Genomic DNA, 26,740 nt, shown 5'->3' with positions numbered 1-26,740 from the left:
AAGGAGGAGCATCCTCCTGCTTTAGGAGGAGGAGGGGCGTAGGTGGAAGGAGGACGCGAAGTTTAGAGTAGGGAGATTAAACGGGTTAAACCGCTTTTATGCTAGCGAGATTAAGAAATAAATAGCTATAAAAACAGAAAGATAAATTATTTCGATAAGCAAAAATAATGATTTATTATTGAGGGGAGTATGTATAAAGTAACCCTTTCTGAGAGGATGTATTCAGAAACGTAAGGGCTGATGGAGGTACTGAGTTGTAAGGTTTCAGTCATAACCTTACATATTCTCCAACGACAATGCCCCCAACGATATGCCCACCGATTGACTGATATCGGTGAACTTCTGGCTGGCGTAAACAGAGAAGCAGGCAAAGGAAGGCAAGATGCGATTTTCTGTATTGTTATCGGTATGCAGAGAGGCTACTTTCAGGCTGTTCACGCCGCGATGGGCTTTATGCGTGCTGTCACTGTTGATTTGCAATCAACTCGCCTTGCTCACCTGGCACGGGCTCCTGCCCCCTGAAATATCCCCCGTACGCTTATCCAAAGCAGACTTCGCACCAGTAACAACTGGCGTTGGAGGTGAGTCTGAACGTTACCGCTTCACCCTCTTTGGTACTTCGCTACCCTCATCTTCCGCCGCTGAGCATTCTGTCTCTGACCAAACCCTGCGTAACGCACCGCCTTCTTCTCTCAAGCTAAACCTGACCGGCATTGTCGCCAGCCCCAGTCCAGAGCGTTCCATCGCCATTATCGCCAAAGATAGCAAACAGTTCAGCCTTGGCGTGGGGGAGAAGGTGCCTGGTTATGACGCCCGAATTGCGTCAATTTTTGCCGATCGTATCGTGATCGCCTATCAGGGGAATTATGAATCGTTGTTGCTGTTCAGCGAGCAACCCGAGGCCGCTAAAAGTGACAAAAAAACCTCAGCGTCGCAGCTCAAGGCACAGCTGCAAAAGCAGCCGCAAAGCATTCTCAATTACCTGAATATCTCACCGGTGATGGTGGATGACAAACTCATCGGCTATCGACTCAATCCGGGCAAACAAGGCGAATTATTCCGCAAGGTCGGGCTGCAGGAAAACGATCTTGCCATAGCGCTAAATGGCCTGGATCTGCGCGATGCACAGCAGGCTCAACAGGCATTGAAACAGCTTTCAGAACTCAGTGAACTGAATCTTACCGTTGAGCGTGGCGGTCAGTTACAGGATATCTATTTGGCTCTTGGAGATGACTAATTGTTGAATACAAAAATAATCAGGAGCTTACGCATTGTGCTACTGGCGGTGATGCTGCTTGGTACTCGGCAGGGCTGGAGTGCCGAGTTTTCTGCCAGCTTCAAGGGCACGGATATTCAGGAGTTTATTAATACGGTCAGCAAGAACCTGAATAAAACGGTGATTATCGATCCTGCCGTGCGCGGCACTATCACCGTACGCAGTTATGACATGCTCAATGAGGAGCAGTATTACCAGTTCTTCCTCAGCGTGCTGGACGTTTATGGCTTTGCCGTGGTGGATATGCGTAATGGCGTGTTGAAAGTGGTGCGTTCCAAGGATGCTAAAACCGCTGCGGTACCGGTAGCCAGCGATGCTCAGCCGGGCGAGGGTGATGAAGTGGTGACACGTGTCGTGCCGGTCAATAACGTGGCGGCACGCGATCTTGCCCCGTTACTCCGTCAATTGAACGATAACGCCGGGGCTGGCAGTGTTGTGCATTATGAGCCTTCCAACGTGTTGCTGATGACCGGGCGTGCAGCGGTCATCAAACGCTTGATGGCGATTGTTGAACGGGTTGACAAGGTCGGTGACCGTAGTGTGGTCACGGTACCGCTGGCCTATGCATCTGCTGCTGAAGTCGTCAAACTGGTCACCGAATTAACCAAGGATGCCAGCAAATCAGCGATGCCAAGCCTGATGGTAGCCAATCTTGTTGCGGATGAGCGAACCAACTCGGTCCTGGTGAGCGGAGAACCCAACTCCCGCCAGCGGATCATCGCCATGATCAAGCAGCTGGATCGTGAGCAGGCCGTGCAGGGCAATACCAAAGTGATTTACCTGAAGTATGCCAAAGCCACCGATCTGGTTGAGGTGTTGACTGGCGTCAGTACCAGTATTCAAAGTGAGCAACAGAATGCCAAGCCAGCGGAAGCACTGCGTAAAGACATCACCATCAAAGCCCATGAGCAAACCAATTCACTGATACTGACGGCGGCTCCGGATGTCATGCGAGATCTGGAGAAGGTGATAGCTCAGTTGGATATTCGCCGTGCACAGGTACTGGTAGAGGCGATTATCGCAGAGGTACAAGACGCCGATGGTTTGAACCTGGGGATCCAGTGGGCCAACAAGAATGCTGGAGTGACGCAGTTCACCAATACCGGTTTGCCTATCACTACGGCGATTGCCGGAGCCAATCAATACAATCAGGACGGGACGGTGAATAGTACCCTGGCCAGCGCTCTCAGCAGTTTTAACGGTATTGCTGCTGGTTTTTATCAGGGCAATTGGGCAATGCTGCTGACCGCGCTTTCCAGCAGTAGCAAGAATGACATTCTGGCGACACCGAGCATTGTCACGCTTGACAACATGGAGGCGACATTCAATGTCGGCCAGGAAGTGCCTGTCCTCTCCGGCTCGCAAACGACGTCGGGCGATAATATCTTCAACACGGTAGAGCGTAAAACCGTCGGCATTAAGCTGAAAGTCAAACCGCAGATCAACGAAGGGGACTCCGTGCTGCTGGAGATCGAGCAGGAGGTTTCCAGTGTGGCTGATGCGGCGTCCAGCAGCAGTGCTAATCTGGGGGCGACCTTTAATACCCGCACGGTCAATAACGCGGTGCTGGTAGGCAGCGGTGAAACCGTGGTGGTGGGTGGCTTGCTGGATAAAACCGTCCGCGACAGCAGCGACAAGGTTCCGGTGCTGGGGGATATCCCGGTGCTGGGCTATCTGTTCCGCTCCAACAGCAAACAGGTTTCCAAGCGCAACCTGATGCTGTTCATCCGCCCGTCGATCATCCGGGATCGTGACCAGTATCGCCAGGCCTCCTCAGAAAAGTATCAGGCTTTTAATCAGGAACAAGACCATCAGCGTGGCAAACAAGGGAGCGAAGCCACGCTGAATAACGAAGTATTGAAGTTGCCACCCGATCAAAACGGTGCCACTTTCCGCCAGGTTAATGCCGCGATCAGCGCATTCTATTCAACGGGGGGACGATGAACACCCTCCCCGAGGACCTGAGTGAATTACGCCCGCAGTTGCCATTTGCCTATGCGCGCGAGCAACGCATTTTGCTTTTGCGGGATCATGCTGGGTGCCGAGTGCTCCGTCTGGCGGAAACCACCGCCACAGCATTGCTTGAGGTGCGTAGGGTGGCCGGGTGTGGGCTGACTATCAGCACGGTGTCGGATGAAGAGTTTGAGAAACAACTGGTGATCAGCTACCAGCGCGATTCGCAAGAGGCGCGACGCATGATGACCGATATCGGCAATGAAATGGATTTTTATACCCTGGCAGAAGAGCTACCCGACAGCGACGACTTGCTGGATGCCGATGATGATGCCCCTATTATCCGCCTGATCAATGCGATGCTGACGGAAGCCATCAAGGATAAAGCCTCGGATATCCATATCGAAACCTATGAACGCCATTTGCAGATCCGTTTCCGGGTCGATGGCGTGTTGCGTGAAATTCTGCGCCCTCAGCGGCGGTTGGCCTCTTTATTGATATCGCGCATCAAGGTCATGGCACGGCTGGATATTGCCGAGAAGCGGATACCGCAGGATGGGCGCATGGCATTGCGAATCGGTGGCCGAGCCATTGATGTGCGGGTTTCGACCTTACCGTCTAATTATGGTGAACGAATTGTTCTGCGTTTACTGGATAAAAACAGCGTCAGTCTGGATCTCGCCGCGCTTGGCATGTCTTCACATAATCGGCGGCAGATCGATGAACTGATCCAGCGGCCACACGGTATTATCCTCGTCACCGGACCTACAGGTTCGGGTAAGAGCACCACCCTCTATGCAGCATTGAGCCGCCTCAATGCCAGCGAACGCAATATCATGACGGTCGAAGACCCGATCGAGTATGAACTCGAGGGTATCGGCCAGACGCAGGTAAACCCCAAGGTAGATATGACATTTGCTCGCGGTCTGCGAGCCATTCTGCGTCAGGATCCTGATGTAGTGCTGGTTGGGGAAATCCGCGACAGCGAAACCGCTCAGATTGCGGTTCAGGCATCACTGACAGGGCACCTGGTACTCTCCACGCTGCACACCAACAGCGCGCTGGGGGCCTTATCGCGGCTGCAGGATATGGGCATCGAGCCTTTTTTGCTTTCCACCTCATTACTGGCCGTGCTGGCGCAGCGACTGGTTCGCACACTCTGCCCCGATTGTCGTCAAACTTACGCCGCCGATCCGGCCTTGGCCGATCAAATGGGGATTTTACCCGGAACCCCATTATGGCAGGCGAAAGGATGCTCGCAGTGTAATTTTACCGGTTACCGTGGGCGTACGGGTATCCATGAGCTGCTGCTGATTGATGACCGAGTGCGTACGGCGATCCATCAGGGAGAGAGTGAATTCGCGATTGCTCGTCAATTACGTCATGAGTACAAGACATTGCGCCAGGGGGGATTGGAAAAAGTGTTGGCGGGTGAGACCAGTTGGGAAGAGGTGATCCGCGTGACCGAAAGCCAGTCTCAGGAAGAGGGATGACATGGCCCTATTTCATTATCAGGCGCTAGACGAGCGCGGCAAAAAACGGCGGGGAGTGCAGGAAGCGGATTCAGCCCGCCACGCCCGTCAACTTTTACGGGAACAGGGGGTGGTCCCTGTAAGCCTGGAAGAAGGGCAGGATGAACGCCAGCAGGCCCAAAACGGGCGGCGTCTTTCATGGGGGCGGGGGATTAGCAGTGCCGATCTGGCGTTGTTGACTCGTCAGCTTGCGACCTTGGTCGCCGCCTCCTTACCCTTGGAGGAGGCGCTGGATGCCGTGGCAAAACAGAGTGAAAAACCCCGCCAGCGCAGCCTGATGGCCGCAGTGCGCACCAAAGTACTGGAGGGGCATTCCTTGGCTGAAGCCATGAGCGCTTATCCCACCAGTTTTGAGCGGCTGTACTGCGCGATGGTGGCGGCGGGTGAAGCTTCTGGTCATCTGGATCTGGTTCTGAACCGGTTGGCGGATTACACCGAGCAGCGCCAGCAAATGCGAGCTCGTATCCTGCAGGCGATGATCTACCCCTGCGTGCTGACGGTGGTCGCCATCAGTGTGATCGCCATTTTACTTTCCGCCGTCGTGCCCAAGGTGGTGGAACAGTTCATTCACATGAAGCAGGCACTTCCGCTATCAACGCGTGTGCTGATGGGGCTGAGTGACGGAGTTCGAGCCTTTGGCCCTTGGGTGCTGCTGTTGCTGTTATTGGCGCCGATGCTGATGCGTCTGTTGCTGCGCCAAGAAGCCCGGCGCATTGCTTTCCATCGGCAGTTGCTGCGCCTCCCGGTGATCGGACGCATCGCACGAGGGCTCAATACTGCCCGTTACGCCAGAACGCTAAGCATTCTCAATGCCAGCGCGGTGCCATTGCTGCAAGCGATGCGCATCAGCGGAGAGGTTTTAACCAATGAATATGCGCGCCGCCAGCTGTCACTGGCAACGGAATCTGTGCGCGAGGGGGTGAGCCTGCATCGGGCTCTGGAAATCACTGCGCTGTTTCCCCCGATGATGCGGCACATGATCGCCAGCGGTGAACGCAGTGGGGAACTGGACAGCATGCTGGAACGTGCGGCAGACAACCAGGATCGGGTGTTTACTGCCCAAATGCAGTTGGCATTGGGGCTTTTTGAGCCCTTGTTGGTAGTGAGTATGGCGGGCGTGGTGCTGTTTATCGTTTTGGCGATCCTGCAGCCAATCCTGCAATTAAATACCTTGATGAGTATGTAAATTCAATCTGCAAATAACGGAGAGAAAAATGCGGCAACAGCGTCAGCGAGGTTTTACCCTGCTGGAAATTATGGTGGTGATTGTGATCCTGGGCATCCTGGCGAGTCTGGTAGTGCCTAACCTGATGGGAAATAAAGAGAAGGCGGACCATCAGAAGGTCGTCAGCGATATTGTCGCGCTGGAGAGCGCATTGGATATGTACAAGCTGGATAACAGTCGATATCCCACCACCGAACAAGGGTTGCAGGCACTGGTGACCAAGCCCTCGGCACAACCGGAACCGCGCAATTATCCCCAAGGTGGCTATATTCGCCGTTTGCCACAGGATCCATGGGGGGCAGACTATCAGTTGCTTAGCCCAGGCCAACACGGTCAGTTAGACGTTTTCTCTTATGGCCCCGATGGCATACCGGACACCGAGGATGATATCGGTAACTGGACGATTGGGAAGAAGTAGTGCGCCAACGCGGCTTTACGTTGTTGGAAATGATGCTGGTTGTGCTGCTGATCGGGAGTGCAGCCAGTTTGGTGATCATGTCATTTCCGGCCATGCAACAAAATAACCCGCAGCTACAGCTGAAACGTTTTCAGGCTCAGTTGGCGTTTGCCATGGATGCCGCGGTGCAAAATGACCAGTTGCTGGGGATCCGGGTTCGACCTGACGGCTGGCAATTCCAAATGCTACAGCGTCAGGCCGCTGAAAAACGCGGGGCGGTATCTGGCTCGGATAGTTGGCAAGGTTACGGCTGGCAGAATTGGCAACCCCGTCAGGCGGCGTTAGGGAGCCAAATGCCTGATGATATTCGTCTTAAGCTGCATTTCCCCGATCGGCAGGAGTGGCCGCGTGCTGCGGAATCGGCACCGGAACCCGATATTCTGCTGTTACCTGGCGGGGAGATTACGCCGTTTGAGCTGGTGTTCAGTGAGGCCGGTAGCCAGCCATTGGTATGGCTGCGGGTCGACGACGTGGGCGCGATCGAATCGTCAGTAAACGGAGCAGCACAGTGAACGCCCAAAGAGGGATGACGTTGCTGGAAGTGCTGGTGGCACTGATCGTTTTCGCCTTGGCGGGGTTAGCCGTGTTGCAAACCACGGCACAGCAGGCTGGCAGTATTGGCCGTATGGAGGAAAAAATACTGGCAAGTTGGTTGGCGGATAATCAACAGGCCAGGTTACATCTTGATAAAACCTGGCCGGAAAAGCGCTGGGTCGGCACCACGGTGACCTATGCTGGCGAGGAATGGTCTGTACGCTGGCAGGGGGTTGATACCGAACTGGGTCAATTACGGGCACTGGATGTTGAGGTACGGCGTCATAAAGAAGACGCTGCGCCAGTGGTTTCTTTACGCAGCTACGTGGTGCGGGAATGAATGGTCGTAGCCAGCGGGGCTTCACGTTGCTTGAGATGCTGTTGGCATTGGCAATTTTTGCTGCGTTGAGCATCAGCGCCTTCCAGGTGTTGCAGGGGGTGATGCGCAATGATGAGATTTCGCAGCGCAAGGCGCAGCGGTTGGCCGAACTTCAACGTGCCTTTATGCAGTTGGAAGGGGATTTCGGTCAGATCATCCCTCGCCATCACAGAGGGAATGAACGCGTATTTTCCGCGGCGCGCTATCAATTACAAAGTGAGGACTGGGGCGTCTCTTTCATGCGCAACGGTTGGCAAAATCCGATGGGAATGTTGCCCCGCGCCGAGTTACAACCGGTGGGATATCGTCTGCGCCATCAGCAGTTAGAGCGGCTGAGCTATGCCCATGCGGATCCGCTCGTTGGGGAAGCGCCGGTGGTCAAGGTCTTGCTCAATGAGGTCAGTGTCTTTCGTCTGCGCTTTTTTTCCGAGGGGACGTGGCGGGAGAGTTGGGACAACGCGTCGGTTTTGCCGCAGGGGATTGAAGTGACATTAGTGGTTGCTGGCGTGGGTGAATTGACCCGTCTGTTTTTGATCACGGCGGTGGGGCAAGAATGAGGGCGCGGCAAAAGGGTGTTGCCCTGCTGGTGGTGTTGCTGATCCTGGCGCTGATGGTGACGATTGCTGCGACCATTGCCGAGCGAAACGGGCGTACCTATCTGCGCACAGCGGCTCATTTGGATCGCCAGCAGGCAAAATGGTATGCCCGCTCGGCAGAAACACTGGCGGTAAAAATTTTGCAACGAGACGCGCTGGACTCACCGAATAAAACGCATTTGGCGCAAAACTGGGCGCAAGAACAGCGCCGTTTCCCCGTTGAAGGCGGGGAGGTGTTTGGGCAGATTGTTGATGGCCAGGCCTGCTTTAATCTCAATGCCATTAACCAAGGGGCAGCCAGTGAGGGGATGCAGCCGACATTGCCTTATCCTAGCCAGGTTTTTAGACAGCTTTTAATCAACCTGGGGGAAGAGCCCCTGCGTGCGACGCAGATAGCCGCGGCACTGCGCGACTGGGTAGACAGTGATAGCGAACCAGTTAGTGACGGGGCTGAAGATGAGGTCTATATGGCCCAGGCGGTGGCTTACTTGCCAGCCAATCAACCCATGCAGGATGTCAGCGAGTTGCGCACCGTCTCAGGGGTTGATGCCAGCCTTTATCGGCGTCTTTTGCCTTACGTTTGCGCGCTGCCAACCCAGACGCTGTTGGTAAACGTTAATACCCTGAGTGAGTCTCAAGGGCCATTACTGGCGGCGCTATTTCTCAAGGAGCTTGATACAGCCATGGCGACTCGATTGTTACAACAGCGTCCACGTGAAGGGTGGAGCAGTACGACGGCATTTTTGGCACAGGTTGCCCTGAAGGACATCGACACCTCAACGGTCAGATCGCTGTTGACGATAAAGAGTGAACTGTTTTTAGCCAGTTTCACCGTGCTGATGGGGGAGACTCACTATAGCCAGCGCAGCCTGTTGCGCAAAGCCGGTAACAGTTTCCAGGTAGTACAGCGGCAATATGGATTAAGCATGATGGTGGAGCCTTGATGCCTAACAGAAAGCCCCGTGAGCAAGCCAGGTTGATACTGCGCTTACCCAGCGATGAAACGCAGCCAGTGCTGTGGTATTTCGCTTCAGCAGACGGTCATCAGCAAGGTAGTTTGGCTATGGGGGAGAACGATGACCAATTGGTGAGCCTGCTTGCCAGATATCCTGCCTGGGTATTGGTGCCTGCGAGCGAGTTGGTTTTCCATCGTGTGACGCTGCCTCGTCGTGCCAGGCGTCAGAGTCTGCAAGTACTGCCGTTTATGCTGGAGGAGCAACTGGCAACGGAGGTTGAACGGCTGCATTTTGCCATTTTGCAGCAAAGTGGTGATGTGTGTGACGTTGCGGTAGTTGATAAAAGCCTGATGCATCAGTGGGTAGCCCGTTGTGAACGTCTGGGGGGGCAGGTGCAGGCAATGTTGCCAGATGTGCTGGCGTTACCCTTGGCCGCCGACGGTTGGAGTGCGGTCAGTCTCAATGATCAATGGTTGTTTCGCCGGGAAAAGCATGCCGGCATGATTGTTGAATCCTCCTGGTTATCGGAGTTTTTGGCCGTGTGGGCACCGCCGGTCATTGAAAGCTACTCCGCGCCACCAGCATCAACCGCTAGCCCTCCGGAATGGCGTGTTCAACCACCGAGGGATTTACTGCAACTGGCGGCAGAAGGTGTGCACGAGAGCGGAGCCGATCTGCGCCAGGGCGAATTCACCCGCTCTAGCCCCTGGCGTACACGATTACGCCCCTGGCGAACCGTGATGATGGCATTAACGGTGTATTTACTGCTGTTGTGTGTGAGCGCCGGGCTGTCTCATTACCGGCTTTGGCAACAGGCTGAACATTGGCGACAGGAAAGTGTGCGGGTCTACCAACAGCTTTTTCCGGCTGATAAAAAGGTGGTTAATCCGCGCGTGCAGATGCAGCAGCACTTGCAACAATTACAACCCATCGAGCAAGCCGGTGTGGTCGCACAGATGCGCCAATTGCAACAGCTGATGGCGGAGAACTCGGCAATCCGGTTTCAGGCGCTGTCTTATGACGCTGGCCGTAAAGAGCTGAAAGTTGATATACAGGCGGCCTCTTTTCAGGCGTTGGAACAGTTTCAGGTTGCTGCCGGGCAGCGTTATCAGCTGCAACCTGGTGAAATCAAGCAGAATCCAACTGGGGTAGAGGGCCGACTGACTCTGGGGATAAAGGATGAATGAACTCAAGCACCGCTGGCTACAGCTCAGCCTTCGGGAACGAGGATTGGTATTGGGCTGTGGTGTATTGGTTATCGTCAGCTTGTGCTACTACGCACTGTGGTTGCCCTGGCAACAACAGGCTAGCCAATGGCAGCGTACTATCGCTCGTGAACAAAACACGGTGGAATGGATGTTGCAACAGGCTCCGCGCTTGCGCCAGCAAGGGACACAACCCATACAGGAGGCATCTCTAAGCTTGTCGGCCAGGGTGGCACAGAGCGCTACAGCTCAAAACATGAACATTACCCGCATGCAGCCTCAGGGAGAGCGGCTGGCGGTCACGCTGGAACCTGGCGATTTTAATGCCCTGATGCTTTGGCTCACACAGTTGGAAAAACGTTATAGCGTTCGCATTGTGGCGCTTGAGGTGGCGATGCGTCCCGATAAACCCGGATGGGTGACGGTAAACAAACTGATGCTGGAGCGCAGCGATGGGCGCTAAAGCCAAAAAGGCCGTGCTTTTGTTGGCCTGTTATCTCCTATTGCTGGGTGGCCATGCGCCAGCACGGGTATTACAAGCTTTTATACCCGCAGATATGAAGGTCGGTGGCTTTTCGGGGTCCCTGTGGCAGGGCAGTTTGCACCAGTTAAGCTGGCGTAACATTATGCTGGCCAAGCTGAACTGGCAGTTCACTTTTTCCTCTTGGATGCCAGCCTTGGAGATTGAGCTAAAGGATCCGCAAGGCTTGCAGGGTGCCGGGATCCTGCGTGGTTGGCAGGATCTTCAACTGCATGAATGGCAACTCTCTGTTCCTGCGGATGTTGTGCGGCAACAGTTGTCGTTGCCTTTGCCGATCACCGCCCAGGGAGAGCTGCGACTGCGGTTGCAACAAGGAGAGTTCAGTTCCGCGGGTTGTCTGAGTCTTGGCGGTGGTGTTGTCAACTGGCAGCACGCACAGCTTGCGACCCCGTTGGGGGCGTTGGAGCTGGCCAACGTGCAAGGACAATTGAGCTGTGATGGAAAAGGGGCTCTGGTGTTGGTGTTGAAACAAGACTCCTCTCATCTGAGCCTGACGGGGCGTGGCACCGTCGGATTTGACGGGCGCTATCAGTTCAACGGTCAGGTGCGCCGAGGGCCGGTGTTACCGGAGACGATGAGGCCACTGATAAATCAGTTAGGCAGGGCCAACGATCAGGGGCAGATACCCTGGCAGGTTCAGGGGCGGTTGCTTTAAACGGCGCTAGGCTGTCTTAAAAGGGTTGGGTAGGTACTTGGCTGACTGCAGGGAGGTTTTTTGAGTTTATTATTGGATTTTACCGTTGCATTTCCCCTCCTCTGGCTGTGTGTCGCGGGGATATTGGGGGCCATAGTGGGTAGCTTTCTCAACGTGGTGATTTATCGATTACCGGTGATGCTGGAAAAGCAATGGCAGCGTGAGGCGCTCGTGCAACTGGCGCTGCCCTTACCTGAATCCACACCGCGTTTTGATCTGCTATTACCGCATTCCTGTTGCCCGCATTGCCAGCATCCTATTGCAGCCAGGGACAATATCCCCTTGCTGAGTTTTCTGTTGTTAAAGGGTAAGGCTCGTTGCTGTGGTGAGCGGATCCCAAGGCGCTACCCGCTGGTTGAAGTGGCAACGGCTATGATGTTTGTGCTGACTGCGCTTATATTCCCGCTAGGTTTCCCTTTGCTGGGCGCCTGGATATTGCTCTCCTTTTTGCTGACGCTGGCAGTTATTGACCATCACAGACAACTGTTGCCAGATGTGCTGACGTTGCCACTGCTGTGGATCGGACTTTTGTTCAATACTCAGGGGAATTTTGCCTCGTTGGAACAGGCGACGATTGGCGCAGTAGCGGGTTATGTCTGCCTATGGAGCGTGTTCTGGCTATTCAAGCTGGCAACCGGTAAAGAGGCTCTCGGCTATGGTGATTTTAAATTACTTGCGGCGTTAGGGGCCTGGTTAGGTTGGCAAGCGTTGCCACAGGTGATTTTGGTGGCGGCGGCCAGTGGGCTGCTGGTTACGCTGATACAGCGCGGGTTGGCGAAACAAGATCTTAATCAACCGTTAGCCTTTGGCCCCTGGCTCGCCGTGTCGGGCGCGGTCAATATGTTTATACCCTGGAGCTTTTAAGCGCCTATATCTTGATTGGAAACGCTAGCAAGCGCACCCAGTCTTGTTCCTGAAGTACGACTTTTGTTAGTCGGTTGACCAATGATCAAGAAATCACACGCGTGTTACTTACTGATACTAAAGGGAATGGTTATGCATAAGATTACGATGTTGGCGGTGTTGCTTACGGGAATGCTTAATGCTCAGGCGGCAACGGTTTATACCGGAGATAAAATTGAGGGTAATCCGGTTATCAGCAAGTTGGATGTAGACGATCTGGAGGCAGGAAAGGTTTATCGCTTCATGTTCCAGGGAACCAGCAATGGGATCGGTCAACATTGGTATGTTCCTGTTATGGTGGCCAAAGGTGCGCAGCCTGGTCCTAAGCTGGGTCTGCAAGCGGCGGTCCATGGTGATGAATTAAATGGTACCCGGGTGATACAGCAGGTGTTTGAAAAGCTGGATCCCGCAGAGTTGAAAGGCAGCGTGATCGGTGCCGTGGGCGCGAATCCTTCTGGCATGTTGGCCAATAACCGAAACTGGCAATTGGCCAATGACGGGGGAGATATGGTCGATTTCAACCGGGTCTGGCCGGGTAAAGAAAAAGGTAACGCCGCCGAACAGCAGGCTTGGCTGCTATGGAATAATTTGTGGGCGGGCAATGCCACGCTGTTCGTTGATATGCACACGCAGAGCCGGGGGACCGAATATCCCTTGTTCATCTATGCGGATTATCGTAACCCGCAGGTGAAGCAAATGGCTGAACTGTTCCCGGCGGACCAGATAAAAGCCGATCCTGGTGAGAAAGGCTCCGTCGAAACCACTTTCGTTGAGAACAAGATCCCTGCCATTACACTCGAAATTGGCAAGCCCAAGCTCTATCAACCTGAACTTATCGCGCGCAGTTTGACAGGGGTGCGTAATCTGATGGTTCAACAAGGCATGACAGCCGGAACATTAGGGACAACGGCTAAAGAGCAAAAAACCTTTATCGGTAATGAAATGAGCTCGATCCGAGCTGAGGTTGGCGGATTTGCCGAGGTTCTGGTTAAGGTCGGCGATACGGTGGTCAAAGGGCAGAAGGTGGCGGTTCAGCGTAATGCATTTGGCGACATCATTCGGGAATATACTGCGACCCATGATGGCCGAGTGTTAGCTATCGGCAATGATCCGTTGCGCGAACCCCGGGCTTTGCTGGTTCGTATCCTGTTCAACAATCCTGAACCCCAGTGTGCTGATGGTTGCTAATTGACGTGAGGTTTTTTTACCCCCTTGAAGATCCCTTCAAGGGGGTAAATAGGCTAATTATTCCAATAGCCTGGGGTTGTTTATCAGGCCGAACGCAAATGTTTTCTGCTACCTAACAGTGCCCAGCCGCTCAGCAGTGCCATCATCATCAGATAATAGCTGGGTGCCAGGCTGGTTCCAGTTGCGGTGATTAGCAGGGTGCAGATCAGCGGTGCAAAGCCACCAAATACCGTCACCGCCACGTTGTAACTGATCGCCATACCGCTGGCCCGTGTTGCCATCGGGAACAAGTCGGCCATCACCGAAGGCACCGTCGAGAAGTAAATGGACTTCAGCAAGGCCAGCCAGCCAACCATTAACATCAGCATCATCGGCGAAGTGTGGTTCACCACCAGCAGGAATGCCGGATAAATAGTCAGCAGCAGCAGGATCAGTGAACCCCACATCAACGGCAGGCGGCCGACTTTTTCCGCCCATAATCCCATTATCGGGGTGACTACCGTTAAAATCACACCGGCTAACAGGGTTGCACTAAAGGCGGCGGAACCGGACAGATTCAGGTTTTTGGTGGCGTAGGTGGGCACATAATTCAGCATGTAGTTGATGGCGGTGGAAATCACCATCAGCCCGATGGCCAGCAACAGCAGGTTTTTTTGATTACCGACCAGCATCTTTAACGGTGCTTCGGGTTTCTTCTGCTGTATGAAGCTGGCTGGCTCATGCACATGGCGGCGGATATACAGCCCCACCGGGCCGATCAGCAAGCCAAAAGCAAAGGGAATACGCCAGCCCCAGTCCTGGATTTGGTTTTCTGTCAGCCAGTGGGTCATACCTAACCCGAAGGCGGAAGCCATCAGCGTGCTGGCGCCTTGTGTGGCAAACTGCCAACTGGCGATAAACGCCTTGCGCTCCGGGAAGTGTTCGACCAGAAAGGCGGTTGAACTACCAAACTCCCCACCGGCGGAAAAACCCTGAATCAATCGGGCAATCAAGATCATCAGCGGAGCCGCCAGCCCAATGGTGGCGTAAGTAGGCATAAAGGTGATGATCGCACCGCCAAGCAGCATCAGGCTGATGGACATCAAGAGTGCCTTCTTGCGGCCAACCCGATCGGCGTAGGCTCCGAGCACCACAGCACCCAGTGGGCGGATTAAGAATGAGACACCGAAGCTGCCGAAAGTCAGCAACAATGAAACGGCCGGATCCTCCGTAGGGAAAAAGGCATGGGCGATATAGCTGGCGAAAAAGCCATAAACCGCGATATCGAACCATTCCAACGCGTTGCCGATGCAGGTGGCAAACAGCGTTTTATACAAATTGGGCTTGGCCGCTACGCTATCCTGTTGGGCTATCGCGCTCATGAAGACTCTCCTGCCCGGCGTTGTGCCAGGATCGTGCTGCCATTTTCGCCCAACTCCCAGAACAGGCGAGTCATGATCTGCAATCCTTCACGTGCGATGGATTTCAACATATGCTCATTGACCCCGTGTTGACCACAGGCCGGATAGGAGTGGGGGATCCACAGCGTGGGCAGTCCCAACGTATCGGCAAACACGTCATTAGGCAGCGAACCGCCCAGATTGGGCAGCAATGCGGGCTTTTTGCCGCTGGTTTGTTGCAGGATCTCAAGTGCCCAGGGAACGAGTGGATCTTGTGGATTGAGCCGGGTGGCCGGTGAACCATGCAGCCATTCCACCTCCACATTGCCAAAGCCGTGTAATTGCAGATGCTGTTGGATATGGTTAACCAGATTTTGCCAGTCGGTACCGACCACGAAGCGCAGTTGGCATACCGCCGTTGCGCTGCCGGGGATGGCGTTCATTGGCCGAGCCGGGTTGCCCGTTTGATAGGCCAGTACTTCAAGCGTGTTCCAACCATACAGGCGCTCGCTAGGGGGCAGGCCAGCTTCACCCCAGTTCTCATCGATCGCCGGATCGCCAGCTTGGCCGCCAACGCTGAGATCGCGCAAAATGGCACGCAGGTTGCTATCCAGAGGGGCGGGTTTCAGCGCTGCAACCTGTAACTGCCCATGTTGATTAACCAGAGAAGCGATGGCATTAGCCAGTTGGGTTCCGGGATTGCTGAGTAATCCCCCCCAGTTGCCAGAGTGATAGGCGTTATCCCTGGCGTGAATGCTGAGGCGAAAATTGATACAGCCGCGTGAGCCTAGGAATAATGTGGGCTGTGTGGCGTTCAGCCGTGGGCCATCGGAGGCGATAAACAGATCTGCTTGCAGCAATTCGCGTTGCTGCTGGCAAATGGCCGCTAGCCCAGGGGAACTGATCTCTTCGCCCATTTCGAAAATCAGCTTGCAGTTGAACCCTAGTTTGCCCCCGCGTGCGTGGAAAACCTGCTCCAGCGCCGCCAGGTTAATACTGTGCTGGCCTTTGTTATCCGCGCTGCCACGGCCGTACCAACGATCGCCTTCTTCACTCAATTCCCAAGGCGAAAGACCTGTGCGCCAGTTCTCGTCATCGCCGAAAACCACATCGCCGTGGCCATAGCTCAGCAGGGTAGGTAAGGAAGGATCTTCAATGCGTACGGCGATCAGAAACGGGCGGTTGGCCGCTTCCGGGTTATCGAACAGTTGTAACTCGAAACCCAATGCCCGTAACGGCGGCATGATTTCCTGTTCGAGGTAGAGCAAAATGCCGGCATCGTCGTCATGCCGCTGGCTTTCGGTGGCCAGCGCGATGCGCCGCGCCAATATGCGGCGGAATTCGCCACTGTCAAAATACGCTGTCGCCAAAGCGACGGCCTGTTCACCCGTCATGGTTATTTTCCCCGTTGTGTTTGCGTTGTGTTGTTTTACTTGTTGTGTTTGTTATCTAAGCTAAAATCGGGGTTTGCCACAATTATCCATTTAACAAACAAGCTTTGCTTTAAAGGCAACGGTGGGTTGCTCGTTGGCAAGCTTTGCACCATGGAGAGGGACGGCATGTTGAGTAGCGAGGTTCGCTTTTTTCTGGTGGTCGCCAACTGTGGTTCGCTCAGTGCGGCCAGTGAACAGCTGTTTGTGGCGGTCTCGGCGATCAGCAGGCAGATCCAGCGCCTGGAAGTGCAGGTTGGCACGCCATTGTTCGAACGCCACGCGCGGGGGATGGTGCTGACCGAGGCCGGGCAGATTTTTGAAAATCATATTCGTAAAAGCCTGTTGAATATTGAACAGGCGGTAGCAGAAATCAAAGGGTTGAAAGCCGAACGGCGCACAGCGCTACGCGTGGCCTGTAGTAATGGAGTGGCTTTTATGCTGATGCCACAACTGATGGCGCGTTTTCGTGCAGAATACCCGGCTGTCAGCTTCGTACTGACGGTGGCAGACACTAAAACGTTGGCGCGGTTGGTACGTAATGGCGAGTGTGACATGGTGCTGCAGTTTAGTTTGCACCCAGAGCGGGGTGTTGAGGTAGCGGCTTCGTGGCCTGCACCGGTCTTGTTGTTGATGAGGAAGGAGCACCCATTAGCCGGCAGACAGGTGGTTTTGGCAGATCTCTGCCAGTATCCGGTGTGTCTGCCAGAGCCGGGCTCCACAATACGTCAGCTGTTTGATATCGCTTGCCAGATGAATGGCACCTTCATTGAACCAGTGCTAACCTGTGATAACTTCTCCACGCTGTACTATTTTTTACAGGGCTCCCCGTTGGCGGTGACCATCTGTAGCCAGTTTACTGCGATGCCGTTGTTGCAGCCGCAAGGATTGATCCTGAAACCTTTTGCTGTCGAGCAGCAAAGCCCGCGGACCTTGCAGCTGCAATTACCTCTGGGGCGGCAGCGGAGCACGGCGTTGGAGCTGTTTGTGGACTATATTAATCAGACATTAAGCCGTGAAGAACGGGCTATCGGTGAGAAATTCGGCATATAAGCCGTTTTTTAATCAACAAGATAAATAATCTGTTGATTACGCTTGATTGTTCCAGTCTGGCTGTATTATATTGCGCCCCACGGAAACAGCACGACTTCCGACAGATTTCGCCGGCTTAGCTCAGTAGGTAGAGCAACTGACTTGTAATCAGTAGGTCACCAGTTCGATTCCGGTAGCCGGCACCATATAAGAAACCCCAGCAGAAATGCTGGGGTTTTTTGTGCACAGAAAACCTCCAGCTAGGCTGGAGGTTCCGTAAAGCTTTCAGCTTTGAGCCAGTTATAAAAACCCCTTTTGATTTGTTAAAACAGTTTGCGGTCTGGCAACTGCAAACGTTCAACAAGAAATCAAAAGGGGGTCCCTATGAGGGACGAAAAGAGCTTAGCTCACACGCGATGGAACTGTAAATATCACATAGTTTTTGCGCCGAAGTACCGAAGACAGGTGTTCTACGGGGAAAAGCGTAAAGCGATAGGTAGCATCTTAAGAAAGCTGTGCGAATGGAAAAGTGTGAATATTCTAGAAGCAGAATGCTGTGCGGATCACATCCATATGCTTCTGGAAATCCCACCGAAGATGAGTGTGTCAGGTTTTATGGGATATCTGAAGGGAAAGAGTAGCCTGATGCTTTATGAGCAGTTTGGCGATTTGAAGTTCAAATACCGTAACAGGGAGTTCTGGTGTCGAGGGTATTACGTTGATACGGTTGGTAAAAATACAACCAGGATACAAGAATACATAAAGCACCAACTGGAAGAGGATAAAATGGGTGAGCAACTGTCGATCCCGTATCCGGGTAGCCCGTTTACGGGCCGTAAGTAATCCATAAATGCAAATGTCAGATCGCAATGCGCCTGTTAGGGCGCGGCTGGCAAGAGAGCCTTATAGGCGCATATGAAAAACCTCCGGCTATGCCGGAGGATATTTATTGTTTGGGCATCCATGGTGCGGCGCAGTCAATGACCGCGCCCTTAGGCCCTTTAAATATCGGTGGCCAGCCATTGATCAGACTCTTCAAACATCTCTTCCAGCATACGGTTTAACTTCTCGCGGTCACTTTTGCTGGCGTCTGAGTTAAGGCCGTTGGCCTGCATGGGTTTTACCTTCACTTCTGCATCCGGGAAGATGCGATGTACCCGTTTTGTCAGCTCGGCCTTGATGATTTCATCGGCACCGGGGATCCCTGCGACATTACGCTTATCAAACACCAATTCAACGAACATAGCCCAACCCTAAATTTACTGTTTATGTATACAGCTATTTTGACCGAAGGGACGGGGTGAGTGCAAGAGGGGGAGGGGAAAATTTTATCGTGGCCTATGCTAGGGGATGTGATCTCTATTGTCATTACACACTAATTGTCAAGGTATGAATCGTTGGTTTTTATGATGCATATTGATCTTTGCGCGTCCGTTTGAATGCACCCATCATAATTGAGTGCAAAGATGAGCTGTTGTGCAATACTTCTTGTTATATGTCATATGGTTATTATTTAAGCTGTCATATTAAAACTTTTTCAAAACGGAATTAATACCATGAAAAAAACATTACTCTTTTTAGGTGTGCTGTCGGTTGGCACCATCGGTGTGGTGACGTCGGCAGTTGCCCAAGATGCTGATAACAAAAATGCACTAAAGCCAGCGATTAATTTGGCAGAGTTGTTTGCTGAGAAGTCTACTATATGGTCGACTTATCCAGAAAATGATGTCTATGTTTTTGATCGCTCAGAGGAAAGCTATACTGTCGTCGCTAAACGAGCGGATGGTGTTGTTGCACTGGTCAATAAACAGGAGAGCTATACGACCCCAGGAAAAATGGTATTAATGGGGACCTACTTTAACTGCAATAAAATGACTGATGCGACTTTTTATGTTGAAGATGTCAGTGTAGACGACGTAGCCAAGCAGCTTGCTGACCCGGCTATTGATGATCCAGAGAGAGTGCGTGGTTTTGATGCGAGTATGCCCGTTCACGATCTTTATCTGGTCGCTTGCCCGCAGAGCTGAAACTCGTTGGCTTATTAATCGGTGGTGATCTCTGATTAGTGATGTGCTTGTGAACAGTCACGCTATCCATTGAGAGACACAATCTGGCGAACGACCTGAGATGACCCATTGGTATGGTCTGTTAAAGGGGCGGTACCATAGCCAAAATTCAGACATAAAAAAACCAACCGTAAGTGGTTGGTTTCTCTATCGAATATTGGTCGGCATGAGAGGATTCGAACCTCCGACCCCCGACACCCCATGTCACCGTTTAAAATCCTCCGCAAGCCGCGCCAGCTCTGGCTTTCAAGCCTTCAGGCTGATCATGCAAACAGTACATTTTTTGCATAAGTCGGCATTTATGCATCAATGGGTTAGGGTGAATATTACCATCACCCTGTTTTGATTTCCCCGTGTGGCACCACCACCCAATCGATATGGTTCTGGGTGTAAATCTTGGTGGATTTAGCATCGCTGTGAGCCATGCGCGCCTGTGGGTCGATCCCCTGGTTATCGAACAGGTGCGCGGCCAGTGCGCGGATTTCATGGAACGTTGGCCGCTCGTCCATTTCCAGGTGATCGGATAGACCGAGCTTGTCCCGCACCGCCGAAAAGGAACGGCTGAGATAGTCCGGGGCAACCTGCGTTGGGTGTGCCACTTCTCTGCTGGGCTTAACTCTTCGATCTGGGATCCTGTGCACTATGTAAGGACTGGCCACGCTATCTCGACTGTCGTCAATAATCCGCTTCAGCTCGGCACCGATCGGGATGGCAACGTGCGATGCCTCTTTCTTCTGCACTTTCTGCCGGTGGATGTACAGCGTGCCATAGATGCCATCTACTGGTTGTTCCAGCCACAGGCAGCCGCATATACCGTTTTTGGGCTCTCGGATGGTGTAGCGGATCCGAGATACCTCTAGCCTTGCGTGTGTCGTCTGCAGAGCCAGGTCCATAGCCGTTCGCAGCCATGGCGCCGCAGCGGCGCGGATAGCCATGAAGTTTTCAAAGGACAAGCGCTGGCGTCTTTTCTCGTCTATCCGGCGCATTTTCTTGCGTGTGGCTGGGTTATCTAGCATCAGCGATTCATCGACCGCATAGCTGAATAATTTCTTCAAGAAGCTGACCTTACGGTTTTGCACGTTTGCTGATGCTTCTGCATGATATTCCTTTATATAGGCGTTCACGTGCTCAAGCTCTATATCGCAGGCTGGAATATTACTGAAGAAAGCTTTCACGCGGACAGCATCATTATTCCAATCTTCACTGGTGCTTTCTGATGGCTTTTCATCAGTAATAGCTCTTTCCATAATATGATCGACGTGCTCAGCAAACGGTAATGCCTCCCCCTGTACCCCACCGGATTCACGGATCAGATAGTCTACTGATACTGCCACCTCTGGCCGCATCCTATTATTATATTCTCTGGCGATAGCAATTGCTGTTGCGCGATCCAATGGTTTACGAGTGGACGCATCAACGAGTGATTTTCTAACGCCGTTTATTAAAGTAAATCGGTAGACGCCCGCGTCTTTGTCATAATAAAGACAATCGGGCAGGTGCCTATTTTCCCGATGGCGCGGGCGGCCAGCCATTTTAAGACTCCCTGATTAATTGGGTAACTGCATGGGAAATAGTAGATTGAACTCCCCATTTCTCAGTGGATACGACAAAAGCCGAACCATCAACAACCTTGCCCTGCAGTTTGCCTATTTCGATCCAGCGCTTGATTGTTCGATTATCTGGTATTGAACCCACCTCAAACTCTCTTTGACCCCAAGCGCTGGCCTTCATCAGTTTTGCCATGGTTTTTTCTCCACACAAATTAGGCCCGCTGCAACGGGCCGCCAATATTAAAGTAACTCTTGATCATGCTGGTGGGCGCTCATCAGTCGCTGATAAATTGCCGAAACGTATTGCGCCTGGTGAATGGCATCGGCAAGAGCGTTATGCCGGTCACCGCCGAAAGGCATATCCCGCTTCGGATCAAAATCAATCTGACGACCCAACATGACGATGGTGCGTACATCAAGGTCATTAAACCAATTCCAGCACGGAGGTAGGCTACAGCGCTCATATGCGCTGCGTAGGATCACATTATCGAAAGAGGCTCCATTACCCCAGACCGTCAGGCGCTTAGGTTGCTCGCAGTTGGCGGCAACATAAGTAGAGAGATTAAGGAGCGCTTCCCCAATTGGAATAGCCTGATCGCTGGTTATTGCGGCGCGGGCTTCGCTGCTTTGCGTCAACCACCAGGTAATGGTGTCGCCACTCGGTACCGCCCCACTGGCCATATCGCTTGCGAGGTTTACCGCAGTGTAAAACTTTTTCCCTAGTTCGCCAGTAGCCGGATCAAAGAACACGGCACCGATCGCCACGATTGGCGCGTTGGGCTTATTGCCCATTGTTTCCAGGTCTACCATCAAGTTATTCATTAACGTTTGCCTTCTTGTTATCCATGGCCCGCTCAATCAGCAGGCGCTCTGGGTCTTCTAAGTAATGGGTGCACATCTTGGCCACTTCACGATGTGCGTTATTCTGATTAAGGATCACCACCAGTATTGGACTCAGCGATCGACGGTCGACGTTCCAGCCGTACTTAGTCAGCGTGCCGATCAGGTCGTCCACAATGGCCGTATCAGCTAGCTGTGGCGTGGCTGTCATCGGCACCTCCAGGGGAAGGAGCAACTTCCACCATCGCTTTGAATATGCCAGTAACGCACTCAGCGCTTTCTCTGCAACTATAAGGCCAGCCCTTTTTATCCTGTACAGCGTCAGCGAGCGCTTCAAAACCCTCAGACTCAAAGCCATGTATGACCATTTTTTCAGTCAACTCAACAATCGGCACCAGTTTCCAACCATCCGGAATTACCGGAGAGTTCAACGTGTAACCCTGGCTTACATGTTCGGAATTACCAGACAACTGAATCATTGCGGCGCGGCAGTCGGAAATAGCGGCCTTTGCTCGGTCCCAAGCTTCATGGTCACGATCAGAAATGCGAATGACCTCAGCCATTGCATCGAGCAGTTCAGTAGGTACCGCAGGCGCAGTCTGGGCGGTGTAGAGCGCCACCTCGTTAATTCCCATGCCCTTAGTCCACATACAGGCCATGTCATGGTTAAATGCCAACTCCTCCCTGTCAGTCCAGGCCACCGGCACACTCTGCGCCTCCCTTACAGCCAGCAGCTCTTTAGCCATCCGATAATCGGCGTTTGTGCGAATAACCATGCAATGGCCTTTTTCGTGGCTGTCGATAATCTGGCGCAGCTCTGCGTTGGTTAATTTCTCAGGTAATGTGGTCACTCAGCCACCTCCGGATCTTCAGGAATAAGTGCATAATGGGTAATGTTCACATCGTCATGGCTCAGGCCTTCAATCTGGAATGTCCATTGCCACTCGCCTGTTTTCTTCCCGCCCAGCGTCCGCCACATGCTGCGCCAACCGATGATCCAGCCCTCGCCGTTAGCATCAAACAGTAGGGCGGATTCGTTTTCTGGGGGCAGGCTTTCAGTTACGGGAATTGCTTTCCCGCCGGCCGTATCGCGCCAGGCCACGGATACCAACTTCCCGCCTAAGACTGCTGTATCCGCGCTGACTTGCGGCTCCAGCCCATCGATAAAATCGACAACAAAAGTTACCTTTCCCATCATGCCTCCTCGACTTTGAAGCACGTCTTAACCGCCTCATAGAAACAGCCTTTGAGATTGTTAAACTGGTGACCATTCAGCGGTCCATGCTCTGTCAGCATGTCGTGTAGCTTCCACGCGGCGTCGTTAACCTCAGTAGAGCCAATGGCAGGAATGATAGGTTTCGGCGGTCTCTGCTCATGATCTTCCATTACTGTAAGCGCCTCCTGATAAGCTTCAACTACAACCGGCAGCAGTTGGGCATCTTGGATCTGTTGGACCAGGGAGGGCTTAAAGGCCACATGGTCAACACTAGGATCCTGAAAGGTTGCTTCCATTGTGGTGTAGGCGCACAGCAACCGAGCAAAGTCGCCAGTGTTGATGAGGATGTTCCAGCAGGCAGAGAAGAAAGAGCACTCATCATCATTTAGATCGCCTTTGAACATGCGTTCCAACATTTCTGTTCCGGTCTCACGGCTCCAGCGATCCTCCGCTGCGTCAGCTGCATGCATCAGGCTATAGAACTGCTTCATAACCTCGGCGCTGGGCAGTGCAATTTGAACGGTATAGACGGTGGTGCCCATCAGTAACCTCCACGCGGGGTTGCCAGCCTGATCTGCTGATAGATTTCAACCGCGGCTACACGTTCCTCACCCAGATCGCATGCGCAGAAATAAGCGTGAGCTGCCTTTGTGAATTCCCGGTGCAGGCGGAGTAACTCGATTTTCAGCGCCTCAACGTGGCATCTGCTGATAAGGTCTGCCAGGGCGGTTGGCTCACCCTCAACTTGGCGCAGCCAGTAACATACCGGGCCGTCCTCGGTATCGTGGATAGAGCCGATAAACCAGCCTTCACCTGCTGGTGGGGTTGGGATCCATTCGCTGATATCGGCATCGCCGGCTTCCAGAGCTTCCAGTTGTTCATCGGTGATATCGCTTTCCATCCTCTGAAGGTGGCCAACAACGCGATTGGCATCTAGCCAGGCTTCAAACTCACCTGGTGCGGCGCATTCCATGCCGTTAGCCGGTTCGAAGAAATCAGGGTGGGTCCAGTGGCCGCACTGATCGCGCTGCGGTTCCATTGTTGTGATGAGTTTTTTCATACTGCCTCCGGTTGATAGACAAAGAATTTAGCCATGGCACTGTTGACCAAATTACGGCGGTCATACTGTTGGATGCCCCAGACGATCGCGAACAGACACCAAATAAACCCGCTGGTGACCCTTCGGCAGCTATCCTCCCAAAAGTCGCTAAGGTCGATATAATCAGAGGTGAACTCTTGGTAAGCAGTGCATGCCTCCCATTCGCTGTACGAACCGCTCTTCAATTCGTTGATATCTGCAAGGACATCTGCCTTGATTTTGTCGGTTATGCCGTCACTGTCATCGATACCATCCAGCCAATCGTCGTAAAACTCCTGGGCGCGAGCCTCAAAAGCATCGGAAGACCACTCTGTATAAAGTTCCCTGCGGTTGCCGCCTGTTTCCAGCTTTTCAGCCCAGTACCCTGTATTGATGAGTGGATCATCACCGTGGCGCTGGTAATCTCGATGATCCATGCGGAAGAAGTCGAACATGTCATACAGGCGGCGGAAAACGTAAGTCCCCATGTCACCACCTATGCACAAATGGCCCGGCCAAGTAGTCAGGGTGAAGTGATAGCAACTGCTACCGCCCTGAGAAAAGGGCAGGTGGCGAAATACGCCGTTATCATTTTCGACGGTCATCGAGTGGTTACGGATATCACGCTTGAAGCGCTCCAGAACTTTTTCTTCTTTCATTCCCTTTCTCCCTGATCCTGCACTGTGGCTGGAATCACGCCGTCAACCGGCAGGCATTCATACTGGGGTGGCAACTGCTGCTGGTGGATATCCGCCAGGCAGTTGGAGCGGTCCGGGTACACCCAGCCCTGGGGGACATAATCGCAAGGCTGGTAGGTGTAGCAGACGAGGAGGAATAGACCGAACATCAGGACCCCCTTACGCCGGAGAGCTGCAGGAACCGCTGCATAAACATGGTGCGGGCCTGTAGCGGATTAACCGGGCGTACCAGGATCACGTCCGAAGGTGCGATGCCTGCAAGCATCGGCCACGGCTCGGCGTCATCGATATCAAGATCCCGGCGCTCGGTCGCCAGCAGGACCAGATCGGCATTCTTGACTGCTTGGCTATGGGTCGGAGGTAGTCCGAACTTATGGCGGATCACGAAATCAATACTGTTTTCAATCCCGCGGTAATCCGGAATAAGCTTCTTCAGTGGCGATGGAATATCTTTGCAATAGGCCTCATGAGCATCATGCAATAAGGCTTCCAGCGCAAACTCACCCGGCACGATCTGGCTAACCAAAACGCAATGCTGGGCCACGCTGTAGAACTCTGTCAGGTGCCCGGCAAAGCGGCATTCATGAGATAAAGCTTGTGCAATATCTTCAATGCAAATACTTTCAACAGTTGGTTTGGCATAATTAAAACGCTTGCCGGTGAATGTTTGAATCCATGACATATATATTTCCCCACACGGTTTAGGCAATACTTCACCAAATACCCCATTACTGAGGTATTTGAGGCTGCATTACTTAATTAAAAATCAGGCTTTAAAATTACCAATAAAGGTATCAACGGGCTCACCGTCGAATTTACCGATCAGAAGATCGCGGAATTCATTGGCGATAGCTTCTTCCTTGGCTTCCAGTTGAACGATGCGGAGGGTGAAGCACGGCTCATCGCTTTTCAGAAGGCTATTGCGAAGGCTGAACGGGCGCTCACTCAGGCCTTCATAGGGTACGCATTTGAATTCAAACGCAACCGGCATGGTCTCTTTGCTGGTAGCCTCAACACTTTGCATCAGTGATTTTCTGCCGCTGAAATCACCATCTTCATGATCCGCTTCCTGCATCTGTTTAATGCTTACGCGACGTACTGCGCTGGCTGCTTGCGCCATCGTCAATGTCTGGCCGTCGGCATCGAACGCCGTGAGGAAATCACTCCAGTCCTCTAGCCACTCTGCGATCTGCTTCTGATTTAGGCGCTTGCCATCAATGGCCAGTAGTGCGCTGAATGGCGCGGTTTTCTTGAGCTGGATCTCTGCGACGTTATCAGCGTGACCTGGGGCTTCAAGGTTGCCGATGTTGAACACGGAGCGTGCACTCATGTTTTCTGCATCGATAAAGCAGCGGGCAGGCACGTCAGCATTGGCGTAGCCAACCGAGTAGCGCACGAAGTCATCAATGCTGGTTGTTCCCATGAAGCCACGGAAGCGGAAGCGGTTTTCATTGAAGCGTTCCAGGCTAACCACATCAATATCTTTAGGTAGAACAGAAACAGGGCAATCGGTGCGGTGTACATCTTCAAGAAATGATGCTCCCAACGTTAATGCTTGAATTTGAGCGATTGCGGATCCGTCTAATTGAGACATAATAATTAATCCTTATTAATATTGGATTGAGAAATGCGCGTTATTACTGCGCGACTTTTAATTTTCCGTCAGGGTGCCCACCGACCGTAAATAATTGGCCTTGGTCTTCCTGTAGAATAGTCAGCTTGCCACCCTTGCCGACATACATAGGCGTTTCAGTGGTATCTTCTTCTGAAACTTTCCCGCGTGGGGTAGGGGTAACAAATTTCAGTTTATGCTTAATGCTGACGCGTTTTTCCTCAACTGAATTACTGAGGCGGTCAAGATCAAATTCAAGAACGACTTTCCCCTTTCCACCATTATTGAGAACGCCCAGCGCGGTAGCGTTTAAAGCCGCTGAGATTTTGTTTTGAAATACACCGGCATCCAGTTCACCCAGAAAATCCGGTACGTTAGTCTTACGGTCTTCACTCATTGA

The 26,740-nt window shown here is 52.8% G+C and carries 34 protein-coding genes and 1 tRNA gene; 18 read left to right on the top strand and 17 right to left on the bottom strand.

The window, feature by feature from the left end:
• Window positions 1–276 precede the first annotated feature (276 nt).
• Window positions 277–480 carry a hypothetical protein gene (locus tag KGP26_RS18575; protein ID WP_166732627.1) on the bottom strand — a complete coding sequence of 68 codons (204 nt, stop codon included), beginning with the start codon at window positions 478–480 and terminating at the stop codon, window positions 277–279.
• Here KGP26_RS18575 and gspC point away from each other — a divergent pair.
• The 14 genes from gspC (at window position 458) to KGP26_RS18505 (ending at window position 13,439) form a co-directional block, all read left to right on the top strand.
• Entirely contained in the window at window positions 458–1,237 is a 780-nt protein-coding gene (gene gspC, locus KGP26_RS18570) for a type II secretion system protein GspC (protein WP_245399441.1), read from the top strand. The two genes, KGP26_RS18575 and gspC, sit on opposite strands and share 23 nt — an antisense overlap.
• Before the next feature lie 18 nt (window positions 1,238–1,255).
• Window positions 1,256–3,220: a type II secretion system secretin GspD gene (gene gspD, locus KGP26_RS18565; RefSeq protein WP_037375612.1), complete on the top strand. Its 1,965-nt coding sequence runs from the start codon at window positions 1,256–1,258 to the stop codon at window positions 3,218–3,220.
• A complete protein-coding gene (gene gspE / locus KGP26_RS18560) occupies window positions 3,217–4,722 on the top strand; it encodes a type II secretion system ATPase GspE (protein ID WP_223664425.1) in 1,506 nt (501 codons plus the stop codon). Before gspD ends, gspE begins: the two co-directional genes overlap by 4 nt.
• Before the next feature lies 1 nt (window position 4,723).
• Window positions 4,724–5,947 (top strand): type II secretion system inner membrane protein GspF, encoded by a 1,224-nt coding sequence (gene gspF / locus KGP26_RS18555; protein WP_223664424.1) that lies wholly within the window; start codon window positions 4,724–4,726, stop codon window positions 5,945–5,947.
• A 28-nt stretch (window positions 5,948–5,975) separates the two neighbouring features.
• Window positions 5,976–6,404 carry a type II secretion system major pseudopilin GspG gene (gspG, locus tag KGP26_RS18550; protein ID WP_021805938.1) on the top strand — a complete coding sequence of 143 codons (429 nt, stop codon included), beginning with the start codon at window positions 5,976–5,978 and terminating at the stop codon, window positions 6,402–6,404.
• Window positions 6,404–6,955 carry a type II secretion system minor pseudopilin GspH gene (gspH, locus tag KGP26_RS18545; protein WP_223664423.1) on the top strand — a complete coding sequence of 184 codons (552 nt, stop codon included), beginning with the start codon at window positions 6,404–6,406 and terminating at the stop codon, window positions 6,953–6,955. The genes gspG and gspH overlap by 1 nt, the downstream gene beginning before the upstream one ends.
• Entirely contained in the window at window positions 6,952–7,317 is a 366-nt protein-coding gene (gene gspI, locus KGP26_RS18540; protein WP_115158175.1) for a type II secretion system minor pseudopilin GspI, read from the top strand. The genes gspH and gspI overlap by 4 nt, the downstream gene beginning before the upstream one ends.
• On the top strand, window positions 7,314–7,913 hold the full coding sequence (gspJ, locus tag KGP26_RS18535; RefSeq protein ID WP_209522560.1) for a type II secretion system minor pseudopilin GspJ: 600 nt from the start codon (window positions 7,314–7,316) through the stop codon (window positions 7,911–7,913). The genes gspI and gspJ overlap by 4 nt, the downstream gene beginning before the upstream one ends.
• Window positions 7,910–8,896 carry a type II secretion system minor pseudopilin GspK gene (gspK, locus tag KGP26_RS18530; RefSeq protein ID WP_179247784.1) on the top strand — a complete coding sequence of 329 codons (987 nt, stop codon included), beginning with the start codon at window positions 7,910–7,912 and terminating at the stop codon, window positions 8,894–8,896. The genes gspJ and gspK overlap by 4 nt, the downstream gene beginning before the upstream one ends.
• Window positions 8,896–10,095, top strand: a complete 1,200-nt coding sequence (gene gspL, locus KGP26_RS18525) for a type II secretion system protein GspL (protein ID WP_223664422.1) — start codon at window positions 8,896–8,898, stop codon at window positions 10,093–10,095. The genes gspK and gspL overlap by 1 nt, the downstream gene beginning before the upstream one ends.
• Complete coding sequence (gspM, locus tag KGP26_RS18520; protein ID WP_223664421.1) at window positions 10,088–10,576, top strand: type II secretion system protein GspM; 489 nt, start codon at window positions 10,088–10,090, stop codon at window positions 10,574–10,576. Before gspL ends, gspM begins: the two co-directional genes overlap by 8 nt.
• Window positions 10,566–11,309 carry a type II secretion system protein N gene (locus KGP26_RS18515; protein ID WP_179247787.1) on the top strand — a complete coding sequence of 248 codons (744 nt, stop codon included), beginning with the start codon at window positions 10,566–10,568 and terminating at the stop codon, window positions 11,307–11,309. The genes gspM and KGP26_RS18515 overlap by 11 nt, the downstream gene beginning before the upstream one ends.
• Window positions 11,310–11,369: 60 nt before the next feature.
• Window positions 11,370–12,212 (top strand): A24 family peptidase, encoded by an 843-nt coding sequence (locus KGP26_RS18510; protein WP_223500038.1) that lies wholly within the window; start codon window positions 11,370–11,372, stop codon window positions 12,210–12,212.
• A gap of 132 nt (window positions 12,213–12,344) precedes the next feature.
• Entirely contained in the window at window positions 12,345–13,439 is a 1,095-nt protein-coding gene (locus KGP26_RS18505) for a succinylglutamate desuccinylase/aspartoacylase family protein (protein ID WP_051363707.1), read from the top strand.
• An 83-nt stretch (window positions 13,440–13,522) separates the two neighbouring features.
• Here KGP26_RS18505 and KGP26_RS18500 read toward each other — a convergent pair whose 3' ends face one another.
• Window positions 13,523–14,800: an MFS transporter gene (locus KGP26_RS18500; protein ID WP_223664420.1), complete on the bottom strand. Its 1,278-nt coding sequence runs from the start codon at window positions 14,798–14,800 to the stop codon at window positions 13,523–13,525.
• The gene (locus KGP26_RS18495; RefSeq protein ID WP_223664419.1) at window positions 14,797–16,212 is read right to left on the bottom strand and encodes a M20 family metallopeptidase; all 1,416 of its coding nucleotides are present in this window, start codon (window positions 16,210–16,212) and stop codon (window positions 14,797–14,799) included. Before KGP26_RS18495 ends, KGP26_RS18500 begins: the two co-directional genes overlap by 4 nt.
• Window positions 16,213–16,377: 165 nt before the next feature.
• Here KGP26_RS18495 and KGP26_RS18490 point away from each other — a divergent pair, with 165 nt between their 5' ends.
• The 3 genes from KGP26_RS18490 to tnpA all read left to right on the top strand — a co-directional run bounded on the left by KGP26_RS18490 (window position 16,378) and on the right by tnpA (window position 18,123).
• The gene (locus KGP26_RS18490) at window positions 16,378–17,301 is read left to right on the top strand and encodes a LysR family transcriptional regulator (protein WP_179247793.1); all 924 of its coding nucleotides are present in this window, start codon (window positions 16,378–16,380) and stop codon (window positions 17,299–17,301) included.
• A gap of 109 nt (window positions 17,302–17,410) precedes the next feature.
• Window positions 17,411–17,486 (top strand) — tRNA-Thr (locus tag KGP26_RS18485).
• A 178-nt stretch (window positions 17,487–17,664) separates the two neighbouring features.
• On the top strand, window positions 17,665–18,123 hold the full coding sequence (gene tnpA / locus KGP26_RS18480; protein ID WP_179250519.1) for an IS200/IS605 family transposase: 459 nt from the start codon (window positions 17,665–17,667) through the stop codon (window positions 18,121–18,123).
• A 158-nt stretch (window positions 18,124–18,281) separates the two neighbouring features.
• Here the strand turns inward: tnpA and KGP26_RS18475 are convergent, their stop codons facing one another.
• Window positions 18,282–18,524 carry a DinI family protein gene (locus KGP26_RS18475; protein ID WP_021178442.1) on the bottom strand — a complete coding sequence of 81 codons (243 nt, stop codon included), beginning with the start codon at window positions 18,522–18,524 and terminating at the stop codon, window positions 18,282–18,284.
• A gap of 312 nt (window positions 18,525–18,836) precedes the next feature.
• On the opposite strand from KGP26_RS18475, the gene KGP26_RS18470 reads away from it, so the two are divergent.
• Window positions 18,837–19,307: a hypothetical protein gene (locus KGP26_RS18470; RefSeq protein ID WP_223664418.1), complete on the top strand. Its 471-nt coding sequence runs from the start codon at window positions 18,837–18,839 to the stop codon at window positions 19,305–19,307.
• Window positions 19,308–19,678: 371 nt separating this feature from the next.
• Here KGP26_RS18470 and KGP26_RS18465 read toward each other — a convergent pair whose 3' ends face one another.
• From KGP26_RS18465 to KGP26_RS18405, 13 genes are all read right to left on the bottom strand, one after another.
• A complete protein-coding gene (locus tag KGP26_RS18465) occupies window positions 19,679–20,878 on the bottom strand; it encodes a recombinase (protein WP_223664417.1) in 1,200 nt (399 codons plus the stop codon).
• Between the two features lies 1 nt (window position 20,879).
• Window positions 20,880–21,089 carry a hypothetical protein gene (locus KGP26_RS18460; protein WP_223664416.1) on the bottom strand — a complete coding sequence of 70 codons (210 nt, stop codon included), beginning with the start codon at window positions 21,087–21,089 and terminating at the stop codon, window positions 20,880–20,882.
• Window positions 21,090–21,136: 47 nt separating this feature from the next.
• Window positions 21,137–21,718 (bottom strand): 3'-5' exonuclease, encoded by a 582-nt coding sequence (locus tag KGP26_RS18455; RefSeq protein ID WP_223664415.1) that lies wholly within the window; start codon window positions 21,716–21,718, stop codon window positions 21,137–21,139.
• The gene (locus KGP26_RS18450) at window positions 21,711–21,947 is read right to left on the bottom strand and encodes a hypothetical protein (RefSeq protein ID WP_223664414.1); all 237 of its coding nucleotides are present in this window, start codon (window positions 21,945–21,947) and stop codon (window positions 21,711–21,713) included. The genes KGP26_RS18455 and KGP26_RS18450 overlap by 8 nt, the downstream gene beginning before the upstream one ends.
• Window positions 21,922–22,587 carry a hypothetical protein gene (locus KGP26_RS18445; protein ID WP_223664413.1) on the bottom strand — a complete coding sequence of 222 codons (666 nt, stop codon included), beginning with the start codon at window positions 22,585–22,587 and terminating at the stop codon, window positions 21,922–21,924. Before KGP26_RS18445 ends, KGP26_RS18450 begins: the two co-directional genes overlap by 26 nt.
• Window positions 22,584–22,931: a hypothetical protein gene (locus tag KGP26_RS18440; protein WP_223665671.1), complete on the bottom strand. Its 348-nt coding sequence runs from the start codon at window positions 22,929–22,931 to the stop codon at window positions 22,584–22,586. The genes KGP26_RS18445 and KGP26_RS18440 overlap by 4 nt, the downstream gene beginning before the upstream one ends.
• Entirely contained in the window at window positions 22,931–23,494 is a 564-nt protein-coding gene (locus KGP26_RS18435; RefSeq protein ID WP_223664412.1) for a hypothetical protein, read from the bottom strand. Before KGP26_RS18435 ends, KGP26_RS18440 begins: the two co-directional genes overlap by 1 nt.
• Window positions 23,494–24,012, bottom strand: a complete 519-nt coding sequence (locus KGP26_RS18430) for a hypothetical protein (RefSeq protein ID WP_223664411.1) — start codon at window positions 24,010–24,012, stop codon at window positions 23,494–23,496. Before KGP26_RS18430 ends, KGP26_RS18435 begins: the two co-directional genes overlap by 1 nt.
• Window positions 24,009–24,689: a hypothetical protein gene (locus tag KGP26_RS18425; RefSeq protein ID WP_223664410.1), complete on the bottom strand. Its 681-nt coding sequence runs from the start codon at window positions 24,687–24,689 to the stop codon at window positions 24,009–24,011. Before KGP26_RS18425 ends, KGP26_RS18430 begins: the two co-directional genes overlap by 4 nt.
• Window positions 24,686–24,877: a DUF1482 family protein gene (locus tag KGP26_RS18420; RefSeq protein ID WP_223664409.1), complete on the bottom strand. Its 192-nt coding sequence runs from the start codon at window positions 24,875–24,877 to the stop codon at window positions 24,686–24,688. Before KGP26_RS18420 ends, KGP26_RS18425 begins: the two co-directional genes overlap by 4 nt.
• Window positions 24,877–25,410 (bottom strand): HD family hydrolase, encoded by a 534-nt coding sequence (locus tag KGP26_RS18415; RefSeq protein ID WP_223664408.1) that lies wholly within the window; start codon window positions 25,408–25,410, stop codon window positions 24,877–24,879. Before KGP26_RS18415 ends, KGP26_RS18420 begins: the two co-directional genes overlap by 1 nt.
• Window positions 25,411–25,494: 84 nt before the next feature.
• Window positions 25,495–26,322: a YfdQ family protein gene (locus KGP26_RS18410; RefSeq protein WP_223664407.1), complete on the bottom strand. Its 828-nt coding sequence runs from the start codon at window positions 26,320–26,322 to the stop codon at window positions 25,495–25,497.
• 43 nt (window positions 26,323–26,365) lie between these two features.
• Window positions 26,366–26,737, bottom strand: a complete 372-nt coding sequence (locus KGP26_RS18405; protein WP_209526974.1) for a hypothetical protein — start codon at window positions 26,735–26,737, stop codon at window positions 26,366–26,368.
• Window positions 26,738–26,740: the final 3 nt, after the last annotated feature.

It is taken from the genome of Serratia sp. JSRIV002, assembly GCF_019968725.1.
Classification (GTDB): Bacteria; Pseudomonadota; Gammaproteobacteria; order Enterobacterales; family Enterobacteriaceae; genus Chania; species Chania fonticola_B.
The sequence above is the reverse complement of the archived record's forward strand: the minus strand, read 5'-3'. Positions and strand labels throughout refer to the sequence as shown.